Annotated in this window: 20 protein-coding genes and 4 pseudogenes; 13 read left to right on the top strand and 11 right to left on the bottom strand. The window is 58.0% G+C overall.

All coding sequences use genetic code 11. The annotated features are described in order from the left end of the window. Positions 1-785: 785 nt before the first annotated feature. Positions 786-1,524, top strand: a pseudogene (locus ACFXS9_RS20735) (IS630 family transposase); the annotation flags it as partial. A 303-nt stretch (positions 1,525-1,827) separates the two neighbouring features. On the opposite strand, the gene ACFXS9_RS20730 reads toward ACFXS9_RS20735, so the two are convergent. Beyond that, entirely contained in the window at positions 1,828-3,063 is a 1,236-nt protein-coding gene (locus ACFXS9_RS20730; protein ID WP_392691629.1) for a diaminopropionate ammonia-lyase, read from the bottom strand. A gap of 455 nt (positions 3,064-3,518) precedes the next feature. Here ACFXS9_RS20730 and ACFXS9_RS20725 point away from each other — a divergent pair. Beyond that, a pseudogene (locus ACFXS9_RS20725) lies at positions 3,519-4,485 on the top strand (IS481 family transposase). A gap of 114 nt (positions 4,486-4,599) precedes the next feature. Here ACFXS9_RS20725 and ACFXS9_RS20720 read toward each other — a convergent pair. Then, positions 4,600-4,911 carry a MarR family winged helix-turn-helix transcriptional regulator gene (locus ACFXS9_RS20720; RefSeq protein ID WP_392691627.1) on the bottom strand — a complete coding sequence of 104 codons (312 nt, stop codon included), beginning with the start codon at positions 4,909-4,911 and terminating at the stop codon, positions 4,600-4,602. A gap of 686 nt (positions 4,912-5,597) precedes the next feature. Between ACFXS9_RS20720 and ACFXS9_RS20715 the strand changes: the two genes are divergently transcribed. The 5 genes from ACFXS9_RS20715 to ACFXS9_RS20695 all read left to right on the top strand — a co-directional run bounded on the left by ACFXS9_RS20715 (position 5,598) and on the right by ACFXS9_RS20695 (position 8,437). Beyond that, the gene (locus ACFXS9_RS20715; RefSeq protein ID WP_392691624.1) at positions 5,598-5,783 is read left to right on the top strand and encodes a hypothetical protein; all 186 of its coding nucleotides are present in this window, start codon (positions 5,598-5,600) and stop codon (positions 5,781-5,783) included. Between the two features lie 208 nt (positions 5,784-5,991). After that, positions 5,992-6,456, top strand: coding sequence for a multiubiquitin domain-containing protein (locus ACFXS9_RS20710; RefSeq protein ID WP_392691621.1), 465 nt, complete (start codon positions 5,992-5,994; stop codon positions 6,454-6,456). Continuing rightward, the gene (locus ACFXS9_RS20705) at positions 6,416-7,612 is read left to right on the top strand and encodes a ThiF family adenylyltransferase (RefSeq protein WP_392691619.1); all 1,197 of its coding nucleotides are present in this window, start codon (positions 6,416-6,418) and stop codon (positions 7,610-7,612) included. The genes ACFXS9_RS20710 and ACFXS9_RS20705 overlap by 41 nt, the downstream gene beginning before the upstream one ends. Next, a complete protein-coding gene (locus tag ACFXS9_RS20700) occupies positions 7,609-8,037 on the top strand; it encodes a DUF6527 family protein (RefSeq protein WP_392691616.1) in 429 nt (142 codons plus the stop codon). Before ACFXS9_RS20705 ends, ACFXS9_RS20700 begins: the two co-directional genes overlap by 4 nt. A 58-nt stretch (positions 8,038-8,095) precedes the next feature. Next, positions 8,096-8,437 (top strand): hypothetical protein, encoded by a 342-nt coding sequence (locus ACFXS9_RS20695; protein ID WP_392691613.1) that lies wholly within the window; start codon positions 8,096-8,098, stop codon positions 8,435-8,437. 541 nt (positions 8,438-8,978) lie between these two features. On the opposite strand, the gene ACFXS9_RS20690 is transcribed toward ACFXS9_RS20695, so the two are convergent. Both ACFXS9_RS20690 and ACFXS9_RS20685 read right to left on the bottom strand, forming a co-directional pair. Then, entirely contained in the window at positions 8,979-9,725 is a 747-nt protein-coding gene (locus tag ACFXS9_RS20690; protein ID WP_392691611.1) for a Fic family protein, read from the bottom strand. Beyond that, complete coding sequence (locus ACFXS9_RS20685) at positions 9,706-10,284, bottom strand: hypothetical protein (protein ID WP_392691608.1); 579 nt, start codon at positions 10,282-10,284, stop codon at positions 9,706-9,708. The genes ACFXS9_RS20690 and ACFXS9_RS20685 overlap by 20 nt, the downstream gene beginning before the upstream one ends. A gap of 1,333 nt (positions 10,285-11,617) precedes the next feature. On the opposite strand from ACFXS9_RS20685, the gene ACFXS9_RS20680 reads away from it, so the two are divergent. Then, entirely contained in the window at positions 11,618-12,055 is a 438-nt protein-coding gene (locus ACFXS9_RS20680; protein ID WP_057841653.1) for a hypothetical protein, read from the top strand. On the opposite strand, the gene tnpC is transcribed toward ACFXS9_RS20680, so the two are convergent. The 5 genes and pseudogenes from tnpC to ACFXS9_RS20655 form a co-directional block, all read right to left on the bottom strand. Next, positions 12,056-13,639: an IS66 family transposase gene (gene tnpC / locus ACFXS9_RS20675; RefSeq protein WP_392699857.1), complete on the bottom strand. Its 1,584-nt coding sequence runs from the start codon at positions 13,637-13,639 to the stop codon at positions 12,056-12,058. It lies immediately after the preceding gene. A gap of 99 nt (positions 13,640-13,738) precedes the next feature. Further along, positions 13,739-14,089 carry an IS66 family insertion sequence element accessory protein TnpB gene (gene tnpB / locus ACFXS9_RS20670; RefSeq protein WP_038952245.1) on the bottom strand — a complete coding sequence of 117 codons (351 nt, stop codon included), beginning with the start codon at positions 14,087-14,089 and terminating at the stop codon, positions 13,739-13,741. Further along, positions 14,086-14,535 carry an IS66-like element accessory protein TnpA gene (tnpA, locus tag ACFXS9_RS20665; RefSeq protein ID WP_057841645.1) on the bottom strand — a complete coding sequence of 150 codons (450 nt, stop codon included), beginning with the start codon at positions 14,533-14,535 and terminating at the stop codon, positions 14,086-14,088. The genes tnpB and tnpA overlap by 4 nt, the downstream gene beginning before the upstream one ends. A gap of 1,104 nt (positions 14,536-15,639) precedes the next feature. Next, on the bottom strand, positions 15,640-15,870 hold the full coding sequence (locus ACFXS9_RS20660) for a LysR family transcriptional regulator substrate-binding protein (RefSeq protein ID WP_374226569.1): 231 nt from the start codon (positions 15,868-15,870) through the stop codon (positions 15,640-15,642). 276 nt (positions 15,871-16,146) lie between these two features. Beyond that, positions 16,147-16,680, bottom strand: a pseudogene (locus ACFXS9_RS20655) (ATP-binding protein); the annotation flags it as partial. Between the two features lie 319 nt (positions 16,681-16,999). On the opposite strand from ACFXS9_RS20655, the gene ACFXS9_RS20650 reads away from it, so the two are divergent. The 5 genes from ACFXS9_RS20650 to ACFXS9_RS20630 all read left to right on the top strand — a co-directional run bounded on the left by ACFXS9_RS20650 (position 17,000) and on the right by ACFXS9_RS20630 (position 20,847). Further along, on the top strand, positions 17,000-17,245 hold the full coding sequence (locus ACFXS9_RS20650; protein WP_392691605.1) for a hypothetical protein: 246 nt from the start codon (positions 17,000-17,002) through the stop codon (positions 17,243-17,245). Further along, complete coding sequence (locus ACFXS9_RS20645; RefSeq protein ID WP_392691602.1) at positions 17,238-18,347, top strand: TIGR02391 family protein; 1,110 nt, start codon at positions 17,238-17,240, stop codon at positions 18,345-18,347. Before ACFXS9_RS20650 ends, ACFXS9_RS20645 begins: the two co-directional genes overlap by 8 nt. Before the next feature lie 461 nt (positions 18,348-18,808). Next, positions 18,809-19,117, top strand: a complete 309-nt coding sequence (locus ACFXS9_RS20640) for a hypothetical protein (protein ID WP_392691600.1) — start codon at positions 18,809-18,811, stop codon at positions 19,115-19,117. A gap of 48 nt (positions 19,118-19,165) precedes the next feature. Next, on the top strand, positions 19,166-19,603 hold the full coding sequence (locus tag ACFXS9_RS20635) for a hypothetical protein (RefSeq protein WP_392691599.1): 438 nt from the start codon (positions 19,166-19,168) through the stop codon (positions 19,601-19,603). Between the two features lie 47 nt (positions 19,604-19,650). Beyond that, positions 19,651-20,847, top strand: a complete 1,197-nt coding sequence (locus ACFXS9_RS20630; RefSeq protein WP_392691596.1) for a helix-turn-helix domain-containing protein — start codon at positions 19,651-19,653, stop codon at positions 20,845-20,847. A gap of 428 nt (positions 20,848-21,275) precedes the next feature. Here the strand turns inward: ACFXS9_RS20630 and ACFXS9_RS20625 are convergent, their stop codons facing one another. Together ACFXS9_RS20625 and ACFXS9_RS20620 are read right to left on the bottom strand one after the other, a co-directional pair. Next, positions 21,276-21,539 (bottom strand): hypothetical protein, encoded by a 264-nt coding sequence (locus ACFXS9_RS20625; protein ID WP_392691593.1) that lies wholly within the window; start codon positions 21,537-21,539, stop codon positions 21,276-21,278. A 536-nt stretch (positions 21,540-22,075) separates the two neighbouring features. Continuing rightward, positions 22,076-23,186: pseudogene (locus ACFXS9_RS20620) on the bottom strand (Fic family protein). Positions 23,187-23,389 lie beyond the last annotated feature (203 nt).

The raw sequence follows: 23,389 nt of genomic DNA, 5'->3' as shown, positions 1-23,389 counted from the left end.
TGATCTTCTGCTGAACTGGCGCGACCATCCGACGTTGTAACGCGTGTCCGCAACTAAACCGCCAAGCGGAACCGATCCGCTCGCGTAAGCATCCTGGGGCTATGCACAGAAGGCGGGGGCGGTAACGCAACCGCCAAGAAGGGATGCGCGGCCAATGTGCTGGTCAGTGCGGAGGTCGAGTGAGCGTTGATAGCTCTCGACGGATCATTTTCGGATTCCGCTACTGAGCGCCTCAGCCCACATTGCATCCATATCAGGAGGCGGCCAGTGTTAGAAATGTTGCGGATCGCGCAAAAGCGATGTTGGTGGGACTCGTGACCATCACCACGTCGATCTAACGTCGCCTCATTTCCGCCTCAACCGCCGAGAGCCTTCGCAGATATTCAGTATTGGCTCCAATCGTGCCGCGATCTCCAAAGTTCAAGTCAGTCATAAAACTTTGCATTTTGGCGAACGGCTGCAGGATTCCAGCTATGCCGTATCCCACAACAGAGTAATCCTGTTCCCGCAGCTTGGTATGCTCTCGCTCGACAACTGCTTAAGCTCGTGGGGTTTCTCGTGAGCCACAGTCGCCTTCGCTGGGTCGTGGATTTCTTCGTCACTATCCTGCTGGTGGTAGTCGCAGCGGCTATCGGAGCGGCGGTGGGCTGCGACGATAGGAAAGTGAGCAACGACACGCCCGCTGGCGTGCACAACCGTCGTTGATCGGCGTCATCAAACCGCTTGGACTTGCCGAGCAGCAAGGGGCGGCAGCCCGCTCCAGCGGGGATCTAGTGGTGAAAATCAGACGCTTCGTGCGTCGCCGGCTGGCCGAGAACGATCTCAAGCCATGGCGCAGGGACATGTGGTGCATTCCCCATGTCGACGGCGAATACGTCGCCCGCATGGAGGACGTGCTCGATCTCTATTCCGAGGCGCCGGATTCCGAGCGGCCGCTGGTCTGCTTCGACGAGACCCCGTCCAGCTCATCGGCGAGGTGCGTCAGCCGATCCCGGCCAGGCCCGGACAGCGCGAGCGCTACGATTATGAGTACCGCCGTAACGGCACCGTCAATCTCTTCGTCACCTTCGATCCGCATCGCGGCTGGCGCAACGTCAAGAAAACAGACCGCCGCGCCGCCGTGGACTACGCCCACTGCATGCGTGAACTCGTCGACGTCCATTATCCCGATGCCGCCTGTATCCGTGTCGTGCAGGACAATCTGTCGATCCACACCGCCGCGCGCTGTATCAAGCATTTGCGCCCGCCGAGGCCCGTCGCATCCTGCGTCGCCTCGAATTCCACTACACCCCGAAACACGCCAGTTGGCTCAACATGGTCGAGTGCGAGATCAGCGTGCTGCAGCGCCAGTGTCTCGGCCGCCGCATCGACGATCCCAAACGGCTCCGAAAAGAGATCGCAGCATGGCAACGGCAGCGAAACAAAGCACGAGACCGCATCAAATGGATGTTCACAACCGACAAAGCCTGCGCCAAACTCGGCCGCGCATATCCAACCACCGCCAAAGAGTCAAAATCACTGTGATGAACCACTAGGCCGTGTCCCGGATTCATCTTCTGCGAGATTTGCGTGAGCGTCGATTTGCCGGCGCCCCATTGACAGCGATGAAGTTTGTGATGCCGGCTTTGAGCCCGGCCGACAAGTCGGAGAGCACCGGCACAACTCAAAACCCCCTCATTCTGAGTAAGCCGGTCCCGCGTGCCCTGCTCGAAGGGATATGAAGCCCGCGCCGCGCAGGGCGCCGGCCTCTGCGTGGCGATGAGCGTTCTGTACGCCGAACGCTGGCCAGTCTCCCAGGGCCTACGGACGGGACGGCTTACGAAAGGCTCACGGGTTCGCCCCATCCGTTGACCTGTTCTTGACCGGTTTAATATTCTTCGCGGTCACTTGCGCTGGCGTCGCACCGACGAGCTGTTCGTACAGGAGAGGATCGGTCGCGCCCTCGGTGTTGATCAGAAAGACCCGTGCATTGGGTCCAAGACCAATCCTGCCACGCAAGGTCGGGTCAGAAGCAGCCTTCAGTAAGGCTGCGAGGCCAACACCACCACTTTCGCCTGCAACGACAGCGGGATCGCCATCCTTCGGATTTGCCAGAAGCTTCATCACGCTGATTGCGTCCTCGTCGTCGACAGTCATAAAGGCGTCCGCGGCGCGTGAAAGGATGCGCCAAGCGACGAGCGAAGGCTCGTAGCATTCGAGCATCGCCATCACGGTCGATTGCCCATGATCTACCTTGACAGGATGCCCGGCCCGCACGCTTTCGAAGAGGCATGCTGCCCGCGAGGGATCGACCACGGTGAAGAACGGGCGGTCGTCGCCCAACAGAACTGATAGATGTCCAGCAACGGCTGCGGCGATCCCACCGACGCCTGCCTGGATGAAGACGTGCGTCGGCGGCTCCGACAATTGGCGTAGTGCTTCGCTCAGAAGTGCGGTATATCCCTGCATTACGAAGCGCGGGATGCGCTCGTAGCCAGGCCAGGACGTGTCAGACACCGTGATCCAACCTTCTTGAGCCGCAACTCGGGATGCCTGGACGACGGAATCGTCATAGTTGCCGTCGACGCGGATCATCTGCGCGCCAAAGCGGGCGATGGCGGCGATGCGCTCGTTGCTCACGCCTGAATGAACGAAGATGGCGCATTTTGCACCAACGAGCTGGGCACCTTGAGCAACTGATCTGCCATGGTTGCCATCAGTGGCGCAAGAGACCGTCATACCTCTTGCCACGGTCTCCACTTCAGGTGTGTGCAGCTCGGACACGTCAACATCGCGACCGAGCTGCCGAGTTGCTTCCTCCAGCACCAGACGGATTACAGCATAGGAACCGCCCAAGGCTTTGAAACTACCAAGGTCGAGACGATGGCCTTCGTCCTTTAGATAGATCGAACCCACTCCAATCTCGCGGGCAAGGCTTGGCAAAGAAACCAGAGGGGTTTCCTTGTGGCCATCGCGATGCCTGAGAAACCGCTCGACCTCGCGAGCGGCTTCGATGCTCAACGTGTCGGCGTCCAACGCATCGAGGGGAGCGCGGTGGTCGGTGTGCTGGTTGAGGAAAAACATGGTTCGGCTCTCTTGCCTCGTCGGTAGCGCTCTGTATGGAATCTTTCATTCACGATGATAAACAGTGCTGCATTCCGACATCGTTTTATGCAAAATTCGCTTATACCCGAGGGTGGGCCCCTTGATTAGCTTGGATCGCTCGACCCGAAAGTCGAAAATGGTACGGCGCGCTCAGCAGCAATAGAAAAAGTGCCCTGTTGGCTTCATAGCTCTGGCAGCGGATCGGTTGCTTCCTGAACCCGTCATGACTAGCGCGCCTTCGATCGTGCAGACCGACCACACCACCTTCGCCCGCGCTGCTTCAAGAAAACATTGAAGGTTGGAATTCGATCAGACATGATCAAGTCAGGGCGTCAATTCAAGACGATTGTGCGTTTTTGGTCTTCAGAACTCTCTAGGTGTTTAGTCCCGAGCTTTGATGGTGCATTCTTATCGCACGATTCGAAGGATGCGCTATGGGACAAGTTTTACACGGCTGCGCCACCACGACGGAGGCAATCCGTCGAGCAATACAGAATAGTCAAGAGAGCCTGAGGGCGCTCGCCAGGCGCTATGGGATCAACCAAAAGACCGTCGCGAAGTGGAAGGAGCGCGAGACCGTCGCCGATCTCCCGACAGGCCCGAAGGAAGCCAAATCGACCGTGCTTTCCATCGGGGAGGAGGCGATCATCGTCGCTTTCCGGCGGCATACGCTATTGCCGCTCGATGATTGCCTCTATGCGCTCCAGCCAACCATCCCGCATCTGACGCGATCATCCCCTGCATCGCTGTCTCCAGCGCCACGGCATCAGCCGATTGCCGGAGGTCGAAGGCAGCAAGCCTCCGAAGAAAAAGTTCAAGGCTTACCCGATCGGTTATTTCCACATCGACATTGCTGAGCTCCAGACCGCTGAAGGCAAGCTCTACCTCTACGTCGCCATCGATCGCACCAGCAAGTTCGCCTTCGTGCAACTGGTCAGGAAGACGGGAAGGACCTCCGCCGCGGCCTTCCTCGAAGCTCTGATTGCGGCTGTCCCCTACAAGATCCACACGGTTCTCACCGACAATGGGATCCAGTTCACTTTCCCGCCGCGCTACGCAGACGGCCCGACGGCAAGATACGTGACACATATGTTCGATATGCGCTGCCAAGAGAATGGCATCGAACATCGGCTAACCAAGATCAAGCATCCCTGGACCAATGGCCAGGTCGAGCGCATGAACCGCACGATCAAGGAAGCGACCGTCCAACGCTACCATTACGATCGACACGATCAGCTCGAAGCACACCTTGCCGACTTCATTAACGCCTACAACTGCGCTCGGCGGCTGAAGGCCCTGAAGGGTCTCACGCCCTACGAATACATCTGCAAATGCTGGACTTCGCAGCCAGAACGATTCAAACTTAATCCGCTCCAGAAAATGCCGGGACTAAACACCTAGAGCGACTTTCAAGCGAGCTTTCTCTAGGCGATGCCTGAGTGCAGTGAGCCTATCAGCGAACTCGGTCTATCCGTTAGTACCAAAATCACCAAAAACAAATTCATCGAGCGCTTCCTATTGTGCGGCGACGCTCGCGAGATGCTTGTAAGTCTTGTCCGTCAGCGACATCTGGACGACTCGGGCATCACTTGTGCAGGGCTTACGCCGCAGGAAGCCCTTCTTCTCCAACAGCTTTGATTGGGTCGTGACGAACGAAGGGTCGACGTGCATCAATTGCGACACCACATTGACCGGAATACCGCTTTCTCTGTCCAACTCCATCAAGGCCATCAAGATCATCCACTGTGGCCCAGTAATACCAAGTTCATCGGCTCGGAATTGGCGAAGTTCCACCAGACACAAATTGATCGATCTGATCTCCCACATGAATCGGCGGCCCACCTCCTGAGTCTCAGGAGACCTACCGCCAACCTGTCTTGCTGGGCTGGGCAAATCCGGCGGCATCGTATGTCAGGAGTTCCATCCTTGGTTGATTCCCTTAGCGCAGACCAGAAATATTGTCGCCGATGGCTGGGTTGCCGCAGCGGCTAAAAGCGAGGCGACGAAGCCTGGCTTGCGCGAGAGCACCTGGCTCGCATCACGGCGGCGTTCTGCAAAAAGCACCCGACGGCTTCACCGACCATTCCGTCGTCGGAATACGCGTGCGCCATGGCCGAAAACCTTTATCCGCCAGGTGCTGCGCGCGGCCTAGAAGCCTGGACAACCGCCGCCATCACGAGCTGCGCTTCCTGACCACTCCGCTCGGCCGACTGATCCGTGACATCCGCCGCCGGCCATTCAAAGATGCCTTCCAGAAAGCGCTCGCGCCAGCCTCGCAGATCCAAATCGGTGTGGTGAAATCCGTCGAAAAAGACACTCGAAGGCGGAATTTAGGCATCAACCCGGGACTCCTTGCATTTATCAATATCGACATGTCGTTACTGTACAGAGATAAACGTAACCCTCTTTCACGAGCCGAAGGTTGGGGGTCGGCGAGGTCAATAATGATGCGATCTCAGTTCGGCGAAACAGCATAAGAGCAGGACATGGCTGGGCATTTCTACCGACTCCGCATGGGCATCTATGCGGAGTCGTTGTTTCGGTGCAGCAACCGCGTGAAGCAGGAAAGGATCTGGCTGCAGTACAACGTGATGCGGCTGGGAAGCGAACTAAGGCGGTCCGAGCACTGGTCCAGTGCGGCTGGCCAGCCAGGCCGGTATCGAAACGATGCAGCCGAAACCGTCGCCACGCTGACGTAACCCTTGTGCTGGCAAGAATGGTCCGCCTCTCCATCCGATCCAATCTTGGGGCGACTTCAGCGCTGACTCCGGAAGCAAGCCTAAGCCCCATCGATCTTCCCTGACGAATCCCATTTAGAGATCAAAGTCAGTGTCGCCTCCAGAGAAGCAATCCAGTTTCACCTCCAAAAGCGAAAATCTGCACTATCGCTAGACCAACGAGGCCATCATGTCGGACGACAAGCCGGACGTGCGTATCCATATCGATCAGAAACCGCTTCACTCGCCGAACCCGACGACAGGCGTTGGCCTTTATGAACTCGGGCGGGTTCCCGAAGGTCAGGTGCTGTACAAGGGGGGCGAGGGTAACCAAGAAGACAGGTTAGTGCGAATCGACAGTCCAAAGATCGATCTCACACAAGACCAGCACTTCCATCGTGGTGAAGCCCCCGAAAAGCATTACGTCATTATCGTCAACACCGACCCCGTCGTCGTCGATCATGATGTCTTGACGTTCGATGAACTCGTGAAAATCGCCTTTCCGGTTCCGCCGACCGGGCAAGACCCGGAATTCACGGTGAGCTTCGAACACGCAAAGAGTGTCCCGCATCACGGTGACCTTCCTCCAAACGGCACGGTTACCGTGAGAAAACATGGCACCATTTTCGATGTCGATCATACCAATCGATCGTAGCTCCGATTTAGAACTGTTGCGCAGCGAGGGATATAACGTCCAGGTAACGGGCGCCGGCTACCTGGTCGTTCACGACGTCCCCTATGTCAACAGCAAGCGTGAAATCGCGGTCGGTGCGCTGGCATCGAACCTCGATCTTGCTGGCGACGTTACGGCTCAGCCGCAAGATCACACGGCCAAATTTATCGGCGAATATCCTTGCGACAGTAACGGTAAGCCGCTCGAAGTTCTGAAGCATCAGAGCGGATCGTACGATGTTGGCCACGGCTTCGTCGCCCAACATTCCTTTTCCCGAAAGCCGGCGCGCGGGCACTATGAAAATTACCATGAAAAGATGACGGCCTATGTCGCGCTCCTCGGTAAGCACGTTGCTGCCATAGACCCTTTGGTCACAGCGAAAACTCACAAGGTCATTGAGCCTGAGGACGACAACTTACCATTCAATTACCTCGATACTGCGTCCGCAAGAGCGGAAATCAACACAATTACCGCGAGGCTTGCGGAGGATGCGATCGCAATCGTCGGGGTTGGCGGAACCGGATCGTACGTGCTCGATATGGTCGCCAAGACTCCCGTCAAGCAGATCCATATTTTTGATGCCGACCGCTTCTTGACACACAATGCTTTCCGGGCGCCAGGCGCACCCGAAATCGAAGATTTGCGAGCGCAGCCGCTCAAGGTGGAATACTTCGCGTCGATTTACGCCCGTATGCATCGTGGAATTATTCCACATCCCATCCATATCGATGCGACCAACGCGGATAAGCTAGGCAGCATGTCCTTTGTCTTCCTTTGCATGGAAGGAGGAGCTGCGAAGCGCGCGGTCGTGGACAAGCTGGAAGCGCTCGGGACGCCGTTCGCGGACGTCGGAATAGGCTTGTATGCCAAGCGAAATTCAATTGGCGGTATGCTCCGCAGCATCCTTAGCTTACCCGACGCCCGAGAACGCGCGCGGTCTCGCATATCGTTCGCCACGGACGACGCAAATAATGAATACGACAAGAATATCCAAGTTGCCGATCTCAATGCACTTAACGCGTGTTTGGCTGTAATCGCTTGGAAGAAGCTGCGTGGCTTTTATTTCAACTTGGGTAAGGAGCGTTTTGTCTCTTATACAATTGCAAATAGCCTTCTCGCGAAGGGTGATTCCATATGAACAGGATCGATGCCATCCGGCCCGAGCTCGTCGAGCGCATACCCAAAGTTCTCGACAACGGAGTTATTTACATCTCCCTCAAGTTCCGCACGGCGGCGCATAACTGCTGTTGCGGATGTGGCACTAAGATCGTGACACCGCTCAAGCCCGGCCGGTGGCGGCTAGAAACTGAGGACGGGGCCGTAAGCCTAACTCCGTCCATCGGCAATTGGAGCGCGGGCTGCCAGTCGCACTATTGGATCAGGGACAATCGCATAGAATGGGCGCCCGCGTTTACCCCGAAGCAGATCGCGGCCAACCGGGCCAGCGACCAGCGCGCGCGCCAGCAGGCTCATACCGAACGCTACAGGAGAGAACGAGGCTTCTGGGGACGTCTTTGGGACGCAAACAAAGGTCTGTGGCAAGCGTTTATGAACTGGTTCTGATGTCATTCGACGAGTACGCTCCGCGTGCACGCGCGAACAACATCATGTTGTCACTCAGGTGAATTTCCAGGTCACAGTCCTGAAGATCCTGCTGAGCTATCCGGACGGCTTCGCAAGGATGGCGGAGCTTAAGCGCGACATGGCCATTTTAGCGACGAGCGGTCGGGACTGGGCCGAGCGCACCAAGAGCTTGGCCGCCCGTGTGCCGAACCTCGACATCTTTTCGCAAGAACTCGTTGAGCGCATGAACGGTGGCTGGCGCATCACCGAAAAGGGACGTGCCTTCCTCAATTTCATGGAAACGCGCCCGATGGCTGCGCCGGTAGAGACGGAGGTGGCCGCTCCCGAGCAACCGAAGCCGATGAAGCGCAATTGCCTCCCGTCGAAGCAGGCCGGCTGACGGCATGAACGTCAGCACCTACCTCGTGCGGCCGGCAAGCGAAAACGCGCAACCAGGTCTTGCCCTGCGCTCTTCGCTCGCAGTTTCGGATGGACGCGCCCCACCTCGGCCTTTGGCTCGCAGGTGAGGGAACGCGAAGATGTCCCCGCTAGGTCGAAGGGCCGAACTACCCATCTTCGCTGTCTACACGGCTTGCCGCACGCGAGCGGTTTCTTCATCATTCCCACCCTGAAAGGGATCGAACTCACCTCTGTCTACCTCGCCGGCCTGGGGTCGATGCGGTCAGCCGTAGATCGCCTCCCTGCTGTTCGGCGCGCATGCGCCAATCTTCGAGGACAAGGCGCGCGGTCGTGAGACCGCTGGGCATGACAGAGTGAGAGGAGCGCCCAACTTCGCCGTCACGGGTTCATAGTCGCGAGAGAGGCTCGCGACAGCCGTCGCGGAGAATCGCCTTCACTTGTCGGTTTCTGCTGTCCCGATTTTTTTGTTCAATCGGCTGCACAGGCTTGATCAGCGACATAAGGGATTTTGTCGCGAAAGCTTACGGGGCGTGATTTTGCTCATTTGAGCTATCTTCAAATCCTTCGAATGCATCCCGGACAACGGCCTCGATGCTTGCAACCTCATCGTCCGTTAGCTTCTCGAATTCGCGCTCCCTTCTTTTCTTGGAAAGCACGCCCTTGTTCTGCCGGATGAACAGAAGCAGGTCGTCTGCAAGGCGATCCGGCATTTCAACCGTGTCCATGATTTTGCGGCGGGCTTCGTCGTGACGGCGCAGATAATCGATTTCGTGCGGCAGATCGTGCTCCACCGTTCTCTTGACGCACTGATACAAAAATTCCGCTTCGTCGGTGCAATCGAAATAGCAGTAGAGGTCGGCGGTATCGTTCAGCACTTCGACATTCCTGTCCGATGTCGGTTTCCAGTCGATAAACTCCATCAAGGGCCCGGAATGGGACTGCAGGGTAGTGCGGTAGTCATCAATCCGGTCGAGCATGACGGACGACACCGGAAACACCATGCCTGGCGGCGTGAATTTCCGCTCCGCCAGAACATGGTGGATGAGGCAGCGATGCAGGCGTCCGTTGCCGTCCTGAAGCGGATGGACATAGACGAACCCGAAAGCTGTGCTTGCCGCTTGTAGAACGGCATCAATCCCGTCATCGCGCATGCGCGCGTTAGCGTCGATCAGGCCTTTCATGAGGCTGGTCAGGTCGTCGGGTCTGGCGCCGATGAACTCAGGCAGCGGATTGTTCTCATGGTCTCGCTCACCCAGAAAAAACGCCATCTGGCCGAAGGCCTGGATGAATGAGCCGGGTGTCTTCGATGAGGACGCTATGTAGCCGCACGATCTCTTCAAGGGTCAGAGCATGCTTGCCTGCCTGCACGACAGCGCGTCCCCACCGCTCCAGCCGATTCCTGGGCGGGCGTTCGCCTTCGATCTCGAAGCTTGCGCGGCTATCGGCGAGCAACAGAAAACTCGCGGCGCGGGAGACCACATGGCCGCCGGTACGCCCGACGGTCTCGCGGGCCTTTTCCGCAAGTCCACTTTCTGTGAGGGCAACGAGCGCGGAAGTCCTTCGGATGACTGGGCTGAAATCTTTCGTTCCGAGCAGATTGTTGCGAACGCGGTGCCGTTTTGACAGCTTGGGCTTGCCTGTGAAATAAGCCTTCGGGTCGAACAAATCGACAGCTGCGACGTTCGGGGTATCCGGAATGTCGAGCGTCTCGCCAGTTAGCATTTCGTAGAGGAACCAGACCCGGCGCGCGGGCACACCGGTTGGTGCCGCTGTGACGAAGTCACGGATTTCTGCCTTCGGGACCGCCTTGAACACGCGCTTGAGCACGAGGAGATCGAGGTCTTCGTGGCGCAGGGCAAAGGTGAGGTGATCTGCAAAATTGTCGCCGGGCCAATATCTCTTGTCGAACAGCCGCCAGTCGCCTTCATCCCGGTGGCTGCCACGGATATGCTTTTCCGACACGGCGCTAGGCCGACGGACGGGTGCCGCAACCGATAGTATCTGGACCAATGCTGTCAGCCCGACGAGTTGGGTCTCGGTAGGCAGTGCCTTGCCTTGGAAAGCCTTTGTCTGCGCAAAGTTCAGCCGCATGGTCGAAAATCCATATGGAATGTCGAATTTTGGCGCAAAAATAGTAGCATTGTCGAAAACAGCTTACCGACTTTCGGGTCGAAAATCAACCCAATTTGTCGTTTTCTGGCTCAAAGTGATCGGAAATGTCGAAAATCGGGCTAATTGGCAATAATTTGCCAAAAAAAGAGGCGGCTTCGTGAGCGAGGGCTGGATATCCCTGCTTTCACTCCCGGCTAGCAATGGATCCGCCTCGAACTTGGCCCTTCTTGCTAAGCCTCGCTGAGCAAAAAAGGCGGCCATCCTCAAACTGGCTGCACACCCCTAACATCGATGCGACAATTCATGGCCAGCCAAACACCGGCCATGAGCCCTCGGCCTCGTTCTCGACGGTGAACTGAAAATCCCTCAGGCGGCTCGTTTCAAGTATCCTCAGCATGTCCGAAAACTCGCCGCGCGTGAGGGGCTGAGAGACGGAAGATGCTCCCCCTTAAAGAGATGGCCCGCGTCCGGAAATTCCGTCACGGCAAACCAATCCGATCGCTTACTTGGCGGCTACGTTTCGAGTCCAACGAAACTCGCTTCCGCAAACGCACTTCTCTGTGCCGGTATCTGTTCGGTGCTTCCAACAGTCGCCAAAACTTGGTCGTACAAAACGGACACACAATCTCATCACGGCCATATGTGTTCGGGTAGTCGTCTGAGAGGTCGTACTGCTCTTTCCCTATCGGTTGTTCGAGGTCATGCGGTCTTGGTGCGAGCTTTTCTTTACGAGTTCCTCAATCCACTCTGCGCCAAGTTCTCGGAACTCTGCTTCGGCGAATGACGAAATCAGTATCATCTCGTCTTGACCTACGACGCGGACGTAGTTCGGCCCCATCGGGCATCCATTGTGGCCCAGTAATCCCAAGTACATTGGCCTGGAATTGGCGAAGTTCCTCCAGACCATTGATCGTGAGCGTCACGATAGGATCACCGGTGCCCGGGCTTGACTTGCGCGGAATGCTCTGGATAGCGCGGTCGGGATGATTGACGCCGCCGGGGCGCGGTGATGGGGTGATCCCGGTTCGGAGCGGGCAATGGGATCAGAATGAACAGCGAGTCGCAGCTGCGCGAGAAGCTTCGGAAGATCGAGGCGTTGTTCGTGGGGGCCGGAACTGCTGGTGAGCGCCTTGCGGCGGAAGCCGCGCTGCAGCGGGTGCGGGCCCGGGTCGAGGAACTCGCTCGCCACGATCCACCGATCGAACAGCAATTCTCACTTCCCGACCAGTGGTCTCGGCACCTTTTTCTGGCGCTTTGCCGCCGATATGGGCTGCGGCCGTTTCGTTATCGCCGGCAGCGACGCAACACGGTGATGGTCCGTGCGTCACGGGGCTTCGTCGACAAAGTGCTGCTGCCGGAGTTCACCGAGCTGGAGGGTGCGCTGCAAGTGTATCTGCACGAGGTGACGCTGCGCGTGATCCGCGAAGAGATCTACGACGACGCCAGCGATGCGCAGGAAGTTCCCGACGCCTTGCCGTCGAACTGATCAAGCGGCGAGCATTGCCTCCGAACCGTCGCGCTCGGCTTTCCAATTCCACGGCAGCAGCGTGTTCAGCTGATTGATCTTGGTACGTCCGGAGACGATGCGCTCGAGAACATCGGTCAGATAGTGCCGCGGGTCGATGTCGTGAAGCTTTGCCGAGTTGATGAGCGATGCTAGAGTGGCCCAGGTTTCGGCGCCGCCCTCACTGCCTGCGAACAGATAGTTTTTCTTTCCTACCCCGATCGGCTTGATGCTGCGTTCGACCGTATTGCTGTCGATCTCGATGCGCCCATCATCGACGAAGCGCGTCAGGCCGTCCCAATGGTTGAGGGTGTAGCGGATGGCTTTGCCTAGACCGGACTTCTTCGAGACTTCTAGCAGTCGCGCCTCGAGCCAGGGCTTGAAGTCCTCGATCAACGGCCTGGTGTCGGTCTGCCGCACTGCAGCCCGATGCGCCGCCGGCAGACCGCGGATGCGATCCTCGATGGCGTAGAACATCGCGATCCGTTGCAGCGCTTCCGCGGCAATCGGCGACTTGGTCGCGACGTGAACGTCCCAGAACTTCCGCCGCGCATGCGCGAAGCAGAACGCCAACTGCACCAGATGGCCGCCGTTCTTGATCAGGCCCTTGTAGGCGGCATAGCCGTCGACCTGCAGGATGCCGTGGTAGTCCCCGAACAGCTGCTTGGCGCGGATCGCCTTGCGATCCTCGGCAAACATGTAGACCACCGCCGGCGGCGCCGGGCCGCCCCACGGGCGGTCGTCGGTGGCGATCGCCCAGAACTGGCAGACTTTGGTTCTGCCACGGCCGGGATCGAGAACTGGCAGCGGCGTCTCGTCGGCAAACAGCCGCGGGTAGGACATCACTGCGCGGCGCAACAGCGTGTGAAGCGGCTTCAGCCACCAGGCGGCGCGGCCCATCCACGAGGCCAGCGTCTGCCGATCGAGCGTGATGCCTTGCGCGGCGAACATCTGTTCCTGCCGATACAGCGGCAACTGGTAGCCGTATTTCATCACCGCGATGTGGGCCAGCAAGGCTTCCGTCACCATCCCGCCATCGATCGCCTGGGCCGGCGCAGGTGCCTGCATCACACCCTGGCGGCATCCCCGGCAGCCATACCGCGGACGCACAATGCGCTTGACCCGGTACTGCATCGGAATGACGTCGAAGGCTTCCTTGACGGTCTCCCCGATCTTGTGCAGCCGCTCGCCGCAGCAAGGGCAGATGTGGCTCTCGATATCGATTACGACATCGATGCGCGGCAAATGCTCCGGAAGCTTCCCCCGGTTGCGTCGCGCCGGTCGCTTTCCACGGCCCTCCGCTCCATCAGGCAGCCTGCCTCCGGTTACGTCGTCGTTGGCCGCGGCACGAGCCGCCTGTGCCGTGATGGTGAAGAGAGGCAGCTGTCCGGGATCCAGTGTCTCGGAGCGGGGACCGAAGATCGTGCGCTTGAACTGGGACAGGATCATCAGGAGCTTGTCGTTCTCCTGAACCGCAGCGTCGCGTTGGGCGATCGCCGCATCACGCTCGGCCGAAAGCGTGCTGCATTCCGCCGACAACGCCGCAAGCCTTGACGACAGCGCCATCACGGTTTGTCGGAGCAATGCTGGATCGGAAGGCAAATCACTCATGCAGAGTGATTTTACAACAACTCCGCATGAGTGACGAGCTACTCTTGATACGGATCAACCAGCTCGCGCTGGCTGATCCACAACCCGCATCGGCACACGCTTCCAGTCTGAGCCATCGAGCAGCACCGAGAGTTGAGCATGAGATAGCGGCATGACGCCTTCCTTGATCGGCGGCCAGGTGAACTGCCCCTCGATTCTTTTGTAGTAAAGGACAAGGCCGCTTCCGTCCCAGGTCAGGATCTTCACGCGATCTCGGCGCTTGGACCGGAAGACATAAAGTCCGCCGTCGTACGGATTGGCCCCAAACGCCTCGCTCACCAGCATCGCCAGCGAGTCCATCCCCCGACGGAAATCGATCGGCTGCGTCGCGATCCAGATCGACAACCCAGGTCGGAGCCCGATCATCGGCCAACCGTCCCGACTGCCGCCAGCACCTCGCACAGCGCCCGCCGGTCGACTGTTCCCCTGACATGGATGCGAACCGCGCCGACCTCGATCTCGATCGCCGCCTGCTCTTCACTCGGCAATTGGCCCCCGCAGCCGGTGATCGCGACCGGCACAAAGCCAGGTGGCATGCCTCTGTCCCCGCGCTCCGCGACCTGCGCCCGCGTGGCCTGGCGACGCCAGAGAAACAACAGACTTGGCCTGATGTCGTGTCGCCGTGCCACCGCGGACACGCTTGCACCCAGCGCAAAACTCTCCGCGACAATCGCCGCCTTCGCATCGGCCGACCAGCGCCGTCGCCGGCCGGCCCCAGTGATGATCTCGACACGCTGCAGCGTGTCAGAAGACTCCTTGAGGATAGGCGTATGCCTATCCGTATCGCTATCCTTACGACTATCCTTAAACATGGCGAGACCTCGTGATGATTCAGTCCACGAGATCTTCCTAACCCACCAAATCAGCCCTCAGCGCGTCCCTGGATGACGCTCACCATTGATCGATCTGATTTCCCATACGAATCGTCGGATCACCTCCTGAATCTCAGCAGCGCCACTGCCGACCTGTCTTGCTGCGCTGGGCAAATCCGGCGGCATCGATGTCAGGAGTTCCATCCTTGGTTCGTTTTCCCCTTAGCGCAGATTAAAAATGGGGACAATGCGGGTCACCCGAACGCAATTCTGAGCGCGCGGACCGTTGGGCACTTCGCCAAACTCGCGATCACCTTGACGTCGGTGAAACCGATCGCTGGGTCGAAGCCAACACAAGTGCATAATCGGCGTGGTGAAATCCGTCGAAAATGACGCTCGAAAGCGGAATCTAAGCGTCGACGGGGCACGCGTTGCATTAAACAATATCGACAGATCGTTACTATCGAGCGTTTAGCATGGCCCTCTTCACGACCGGGTTAAGCCCCTCTCAATTCGGTGAAACAGTACAGGAGCCGTACATGGCTAGCCATTTCTACCAAGTTTGCATGGGTGCGTATGGGGAGACGTTGTTTCGGTCCAGCAAGCGCGACGCGCGGCAAGCGATCTGGTTACAGTACAACCTGATGCGGCTTGGGAGCGAAGCGTGCGGTCCAAGCACAGTTTCCACTGGGAGCGCACGTCGGCCTACTGGGCCGCTTCTGCCATTAATTTGAAGCCGTAGAGCCGCACCACCGGTTATCGCCGACGCTCAAAGCGTCTCCATTCTCGCTTCGTCCCCAACGGGGATTGAATTGATCGCACCCAAGGAACATCTGCGCAACCCAATCGGCGCACATAGCGCCTGGATGCCTGAGTGCGGGAAAGAAGCAGCCCAGCCCAAGGGTGGCGTGGCTCAGAGCCAAAGAGTTTGCGCGAGTGCAATTTCTGGTTTAGGAGCCCGCTTGATTACCTGGATGAAGAGTAATTGTCTGTGCGTTCTGGACTTATATTTTTGATATTTGTGGTGGGGCTAATAGCACTACTGTATTTGCCCGAGCCTGAGAACGACGACACTGTTTTAGTTTGTTCCGTCGCGTGTCCCAATTAGGACAATGCCACAATTTCAGATGCCGGCCCGTCCATCGCACATTCCCAGCTACTCTTGGGAACGTTACCTACATAAAAGTCGATGCTCCCGTCCTTAAGCCGCGCCTGGACGGTCTGATAGGTGAGGCCTTCGACAATATGCAGATTGACACCAGGGTATCGTTTGCGGAAAGCACTGAGCATGCGCGGCAGCATCGCGACGTGAGGCACCGTGGAAAGACAGGCCACGACGCTTCCATCGACGCCGTGCGTATTCCGACGATCGCGACCACCCGCTACGACGGATTGTGACCACCCATTCCGATCGCGACCAGTGTGATGGTGCCGTCAGGTGCATTTTCTGATCTCAGTGTTTTGGCTCGACGTCAAGCGCGGTGGAGGCCGTCCCCGTAGTCGACAGGAGGGACCCGCGCGCGCTGCGGAGTGCTCCCACGGCTGACGCAGCAGCGCGCGCGGGAGATCCCTGTTGACCCACGGGGGCGGCCGGTGGGCTGGCGATGCGCTTCATATTTTTGCTCCCGTGGGCGGCTTGCCGTTGGCTGGCGGTGTGGCCGCGGCCGGCGCCAGCCGTTCCTCGTCGGCTTTGAGCTTGCGCATAGACGGGCCGTCGAGCTCGATCCGATAAGCGTTGTGGACAATACGATCCAGCACGGCGTCGCCGACGGTGGGCTCGCCAATAACCTCGTGCCAAGTTGCCACAGGGAGTTGGCTGGTGATGAGGATGGAGCCGCGGCCATGACGGTCCTCGACGATCTCCATGAGATCGCGCCGCTGACTGGCTGAGAGGCGGTCGGGTCCCCAATCGTCCAATACAAGCAAATCGACCTTGACCAGCATCCGGAACAGTCGCGGGAAGCGGCCGTCGCCATGAGCGAGATCGAGATCAGCGAACAGACGCGGCACGCGCGTGTAGTGGACCGTGTAGCCGTCGCGGCAAGCCTTTTGCGCGAGCGCGCAGGCTAACCACGACTTGCCGATTCCGCACGGGCCGGTGACCAGCAGGCCGCGGTGCTCGGCGATCCAGCGGCAGGTGGCCAGACTAAAGAGCGACTGAAGGATCTATCTCGCGACACAAATTACGCGCTGAGTAAACTCTTCGGCTATTACGATCCGATTTTTGCACGGTACAGCAAGCCGTTTCCACTCAAGAAGCAGCTTCAGGATGCAATGAAGAATGGCCTCCCCGACCGACCGATTCCAAAATTGCTGCTTTCGTTGGAGCTATCTACCGGATTGTTAATGGGTCTCCATGACGGTGGAACCCTCAGGTTTCCCGTGCGCGTAACGACAGCCACCGAGGGGCAGCACTTCGAGGCCGAACGGCAAAACGTTGGCGCTAGGGTCGGAAGAGTTGATATTGGCCGACGAGGTTCGCGCGTTTGCGTCCTATGTTCAAGGACCAGATAAGCGCACTGCCGTTCAACTTCCGACGGAGCCGACGGGAAAGACCATCAAGTCGCTGCTGTTCGCTGTCTTCGGAGCTCCGGGATTGCCGGAAGCGGATTTTGAAGCTGCGTTGGATTTCGTACAGACCGCCGCCTTCTCCATGGCCGGACGAAAGCCGGACGTCTATCTCCTAACCACCAAGCTTGCTCATGTCTGATTCAGTGTTTCTAGAAAGAGGTGTCTCCGCGCTCAAGAGCGACGCTATAGTACACCTCGGAAATTTCTTCGGTGCGCTTAAGGGATCGCTCGACGGACAAGATCTCTATGCTCGAAGCAATTTCCTTTTTATCGCTGATCGCCATTACCTGGTGGATTTCGACGCCGACGTTGACTTAAAGGGACGCAATCACGCTCTCGTCAGGGACTTTATAGCTCTCGGTTTTGATCCCCAACGTACTGTCATCTATCGGCAATCCGACATTCGCGAACTGTTTACCATCATGTGGCTTCTAAATTGCCACACGCCCGCCAAGGAGCTGCTCGAAAGAAAGGACTTCACGGGAGCCGTTGATACGGATCAGGGTTTGACGGGATCAGAGATCGCGCACATGCTCGAATCCTGCCAGATGGCCGACCCCGACCCTGCGCTGACCAAGCGTCATCGGCTCTACAACGCCTTCGCGCTGAGTCAAAACACGAGGCAAGACCGCTTGGCTATCCTCGCCTTCATCCGCAAAACGATGAAGCCGGAGCGGTATATCCGCAGCCCCGAAAAATTCGAGCCGATGCGCTCGAACCTCAACGTGGCGCTCGCATTCGCGGGCCTTGCGGTGAACGCGGCGGGAGTTGTGGAGTCCGTAGAGAGGGCAGAAACACTCTCAGAGGCGAAACGGCGCGCGCAAGAGCTGCGCGCGGACCTCAACGTTCGAGGCGCACACCCCGACGTTCTGAAGTTCTGCAGTGAGGAGCTGCTCGCCGACAATTATTTCCACGCAGTACTCGAAGCTGTGAAGAGCGTTGGCGAGAAAATCAGAGCGAAGACCGGTCTGACAGATGATGGCAGCGCTCTTGTCGATCGGGCGCTAGCCGGTAACCCGCCGATGCTGGCGATCAACGCGCTCGCGAACGATAGTCAGATCAGCGAACAAAAAGGCTTTGCCAATATGGTGCGCGGCACGTTTGGAATGTTTAGGAACCCGACGGCGCACGCGGCGCGCATCACCTGGCAGATGAGCAAGGAAGACGCCGAAGATGTTTTTTCGATCGTGTCGCTGATCCACCGCCGTCTCGATCGGGCAACGATGCCCCCGCGCGCGTAGGTCGCAAGACAGGGCCCAAGCCAAAATTACCGCTGGAGTCTCGAAGGATCATCTGACGTGGGATTGTCAGCCGCCCAGTCGATGCAACCCAGCAAACACAAGCGTGCGAACTGCTCGGCCAGTGCCCGCATGGACGACCAATCGTGACCCAGCTTATCGTTTGTTCCGTGAATGGTCCGGCTGCGGCCCTCACTGTAGATGCGGTCCATAGAGGGTGGCGTTTTAAGCAGACAGCGGAAAGGCGTAAACGGTTGAGCAACCGGCGCAATTCGCGACAATGAGAACGCAGTAAAAGCCTTGCTTGTTCCGGTTTGTGACGAATCACTCTCGTTCCGTCCGGCTTTGTTCACGTCGCGCCTCTGATGCTCCGCCTTTCTCCGACTTGTGATGACCGCTGGATATGATCTGAACCGACGACAGCGCCCGCACATCGCGCCTACTCGCAAAACGTCAATCTGACGGTGAATTTTCTTGCTTTACGCAAAATTTCCGGCATAAAATCCGCCTATGTGCATGATTCGAGGATTGGCATGACTGCTCCCATTCGCTCTAGGCTTCGCACGGTTCTGTCGCGCGACTTATTGATTGACCTGGAAGATCGGATCAAGGCGGAAGCCCTGCGCGCACACGAAGTGGTTCGCGACGGTTTCGAAGGGCTGACGCCATTGCGCGCACGCGGCCTCGAGGGCCAGGCGCGTTTTCGCAGTTGTGAGCAAGGCTTCGAAGACGTCTGCTCATTGCACGGCGGAATCTCCTCGAGGGCGGGGTGATGCCGAAAACGGATTTGCGGATCCACCAACCCTTTATGCGCTTCGAACATGAAGGGCAGGGGGGGCATCCTGGCGCTCGCCAGCATGCCGGTGACGGGCGCGCTGCCGGTCAAGAACAAGTCGCGGCTCGCCGGCGTCAGCATCAACTATGAGCTTTCGCTGCGTCTCGACTTTGATGGCACGGGGCCGAAGATTGGCGACATCTTCGCGGCCCTTCTTGTCGCTCGCGACCGCGAGCGCGCCGGCAAGATCGAGGAGATCGCCGTCGGTGTGATCGAGTCCAACTACGAGGGGTTTCTGTACTACGAAACGCTGGACTCATTCCTCGCTGGTGAAGGAGACGTCGACCCGAACGTCCAGCCGCCGACACCGATCGGTCCGCCGGAAGCCGAGCAGCCGCAAGTGACGCTGAAAAAGGTGGTGAAGCTGTTCGTGCCGCCTGAGGCGCCGACGGCCAACAAAGAGGAGGACGATGCGCAGGGCTGATCCGCCGCCCCTGGGCAATTGGCAACAGAATCAATCTCGGTGAAAAAATGCGTGTGGGTACACCCGGATTCATACCGGAGCGTCTGACCGAAGTACGGGCGGCGCGACGGTTAACAAGCATGTCCGCTCTTGCGCGGCGCCTCAGCATGAGCGCGAGCACGGTCGCGCGCTGGGAGGATGGAACGAGCGCCCCGGATCCGGATGCCATGACGGCGCTTACGAACGCGCTCCAGGTGCGCCGCGAGTACTTTTTAAGGCCTATCCATAAGAGTTCGCGGGCGATGTTTTATCGCTCGCTTTCCTCGACGCTTGTGCGGGACATTGATTATCAAGAATCGCAGCTGCGTTGGCTGCAGGAAATCAGCTCGATCCTGCAACACTATGTCGATTTCCCGGCGATCGACGTGCCCGATGTCCTTGGGAAATCAAGCCACAAGCAGCTGCGTGATGAAGATATCGAACGAATTGCACTCGATCTCCGCCGTCACTGGCAGATAGGCGAGGGGCCCTGCACGGACGTGGTCGCTTTGCTCGAACGGGTCGGCATGATTGTCGGCTCGATCGAAATGGGCACGGCGAGGCTTGACGGCGTCTGCACCTGGTCGGAAGCGGAAGATCGACCGCATATCTTACTGGCAACCGACAAGATGTCATTCCCGCGCCGGCAGATGGATGCCGCGCATGAAATGGCCCATGCCGTGCTGCACAAAAATGTTTCGCAGGAGGAGCTGAAAAAGGATCTCAAGCAGATTGAAGACCAAGCGCGTCGCTTGGCTGGTGCCTTTCTGCTGCCGTCGACCACGTACCCATACGAGGTCAAGCGACCATCACTCGCCATGCTGCACACTCTCAAGGAGAGATGGCGCGTCTCCATCAAGGCACAGATTAAGCGCTTGGCCAATCTCGAGCTCATTCCCGAAGGTCACGATGTCGATCTTTACAAGCTCTATTCGGCGAAGGGATGGAATCGGGAAGAGCCGCTCGATCGTGAATGGCCCCTAACGGAGCCACGGACGCTTGCGAATGCGCTGAACCTGATCGCCAACGCTGGTGTGCGCACAAAGGCCGACCTGTTAGCGGTCGAGTTCACGATGTCTGCCGGTGACGTCGAAAATCTGGCCTCGCTGCCGCCCGGCTGGTTTTCTGCGCCGGCGGCGGAGGTCGTACAGCTGAAGGTGAATTCGGACCGCAGCGCTTCGTCCACCGGAGTAGGTGGCGTCATCGTCCCGTTCGCTCGGAAATGAGCCCTCTACTGTTCATGCAGAGCCCGGCACGGATGTGTCGCCATCCGCGCAGCCGGCAATGTGCCTGAGATCGCCACGAAACTGATCAAAGCGAGTGATACGCAGTTCGTTCAGCAATCGCAGGCGATCGCAGACCAACTCACAGCCAAACAGATTGCCCGTACGCTGCCGTGTGCCATCGTCGTCGTATTCTCTGGGACAATCGGCAGCCCCGCCCGTCCCTTCCTCGGCATTATCAAGGCACCGTCAGAAATTCTCAGTGTGTTGGCAGTGGTTCGGATACCCAGAGCATCCCCCGAATTTAACGTTGGTCGTCGAATTGGTCCGGATCTTCATCGAGCGGCCGCAGGCAGAGCAGGACTTGAGCGAGAAGACACGCTGGTCTTTTGCCAGGGTCATTACCCTCACTTCGCCCGCCCCGCTGGCGGTTAGCGTCCGCGCGCATTCCCTGGTGGTTTCGCCGGTCGTGTAGACATCATCGATAAGCAGAACTTGTTGCCGTTCCATTTGAAGTTGGAATGGAATGCGCCCTTGATCGCTTCGGAGCGCTCAAGCGGGTTCATCTGCTTGTAACCCTCGATTTCCTTGACGCAGCGCAGTCCCTTCAGTTCGAGTTCTATGTCTTCGTCGAAATGATTGGTCGCCTCGTTGAGGAGCTGCTCGAAACGATTCCGCTGCTGAGAGGGCTTCATGGGCACAGGCACGATGAAATCCGGCGCCCAATCGAGATTTGCGATGGCTTTACCTGCGGCCTCGCCAAGGATCTTGGCCTGGGTCGTCGTTCTTCAGGGATAGGACTGCTCCGCTCAACGTGCTGGTAGCGTGCCGGGGGTCGGAGGCAGTGAAGTACCTGCCCAGGGCGTAAACAATGGGGTCGTCATCGCAGTGGAGGATGGACCCCCAGTGGCTGTGAAAGTCCCAGCCACTGGTCAGGGCTTCGCCGATATAGCATCGCCCTCCAATTCGATCCCGGCGCAACAGGGTCGAGGCCTTGGACATGAACATGTCTGGGGCGGTCGAAGAGAGTTCGAATATCGAAGATGGCCCCCATCTGACCGCAACGGAAGCCACGCCGGCGCCGATGACGAAGTATGTGTCTTAACGACTTCGGCCTGATCCGATGAGAGAGCGCCCTTCGTCGTCACCGCCTTGACCGGCGCCTTCCATCAAGCTCAGTGCTATCGCGTCGATACTGGTTGACATGTTCAAAGCGGCGCATAGGCGAGATCTAGGTGTCCTCTGGCAAATTCAGTTTGTATCGGGTGTGCCTGAGTTCGCCCGTTTTCGTAAACGCGCCCATTTCGACAAGATCTTGTAGGTCTCTTGTCGCGGTGGCGCGTGATGTCTTGGTGATGCTGATATAGTTTTCCGCACTCAGGCCGCCCTTGAACCCATCGATGCCTTCGTGGAACATACGCGCCACGACCTTTTCTTGGCGCTCGTTGAATTGACCGCGAAGGCGCTCATAGAATTTGGCCTTAGCAACGTAGAAATCGACCCGGTTAATTGTGCTCTCTTGCGCTTCGAGAATCGTCAGCGCGAAATATTTCAGCCAATCGGTGATTTCGAGGTCTTTGTTGTTCCGCTCCAAAGCTTCGTAGTAAAGCCGCCGCTTGCGTTCGATCGTATAAGCGAGCGCAATGAGCGTCGGCTGCCCGAGATTTTCCGCCAACGACTTTTCCGCTATGGCGCGTCCGATACGGCCGTTACCATCCTCGAACGGATGAATGCAAACGAAATAGAGATGCGCGATACCGGCGCGCGTAAGGGCGGGCAGGGGATTTTTCCCTCTGGCGCGCCGTCATTGAACCAGATGATGAACGCATCCATCTCCTTTTTTCATTCTGTTGGAGGGAGGCGCCACAAAGTGAACTTTGGGCTTTCCTGCAATCGGTGTCACAACCTGCATCGGTTCGGGATGGGTGCGGTAGCCGCCGATGTCCTGGATTTTCCGATCGCCGCTCATCAGCATCTTGTGCCACTCGAACAACATGTCGTGCGTCAGCGGATCGGCAGATCTTTTATAGAGATTCGCCATCATTTCCGCGATGCCGTGCTCGGCTTCGTTGACGTTGGTATCGTCCCCCTCAAGTCCGAATTGCTGACGCAGCGAGCATTGAACGCTCTCGCGCCGCAGTATCTCGCCTTCAATTTCCGAGGTTTTTACCGCTTCGTCGCTGATGAGCTCGATTTTGAGCATGTCACGGTCATCCTGGCCGACATGCTTGAAAGCGCCCAAGAACTCGCCGGATTTGACGAGAAACTTGGTTTCGAAGGGCTCTAAGAGCTTCGAGATCAAGGGTAAATTTGGGCCAATCGGGCTTTTCCCAGTTCCACATGAGCTATAGAAACCTCCGCTATACCTCAGAATAACTGCATTTATGAGCTATAGCAACGAATTCTATAACTCACGGGCCTGCTATTGAGGGACAAGCGGATGACGATGCTGCTTGGCATTGCATCACAACTCAGCCGTGCTTTAGTCTCGAACTCAATTGGGGCGTCAAACAAAAACTTGGAGACTCCGTTCGCCGGTGCGGCT

Source organism: Bradyrhizobium sp. RDI18 (genome assembly GCF_043203335.1).
GTDB classification, from domain to species: Bacteria; Pseudomonadota; Alphaproteobacteria; order Rhizobiales; family Xanthobacteraceae; genus Bradyrhizobium; species Bradyrhizobium retamae.
The sequence above is the reverse complement of the archived record's forward strand: the minus strand, read 5'-3'. Positions and strand labels throughout refer to the sequence as shown.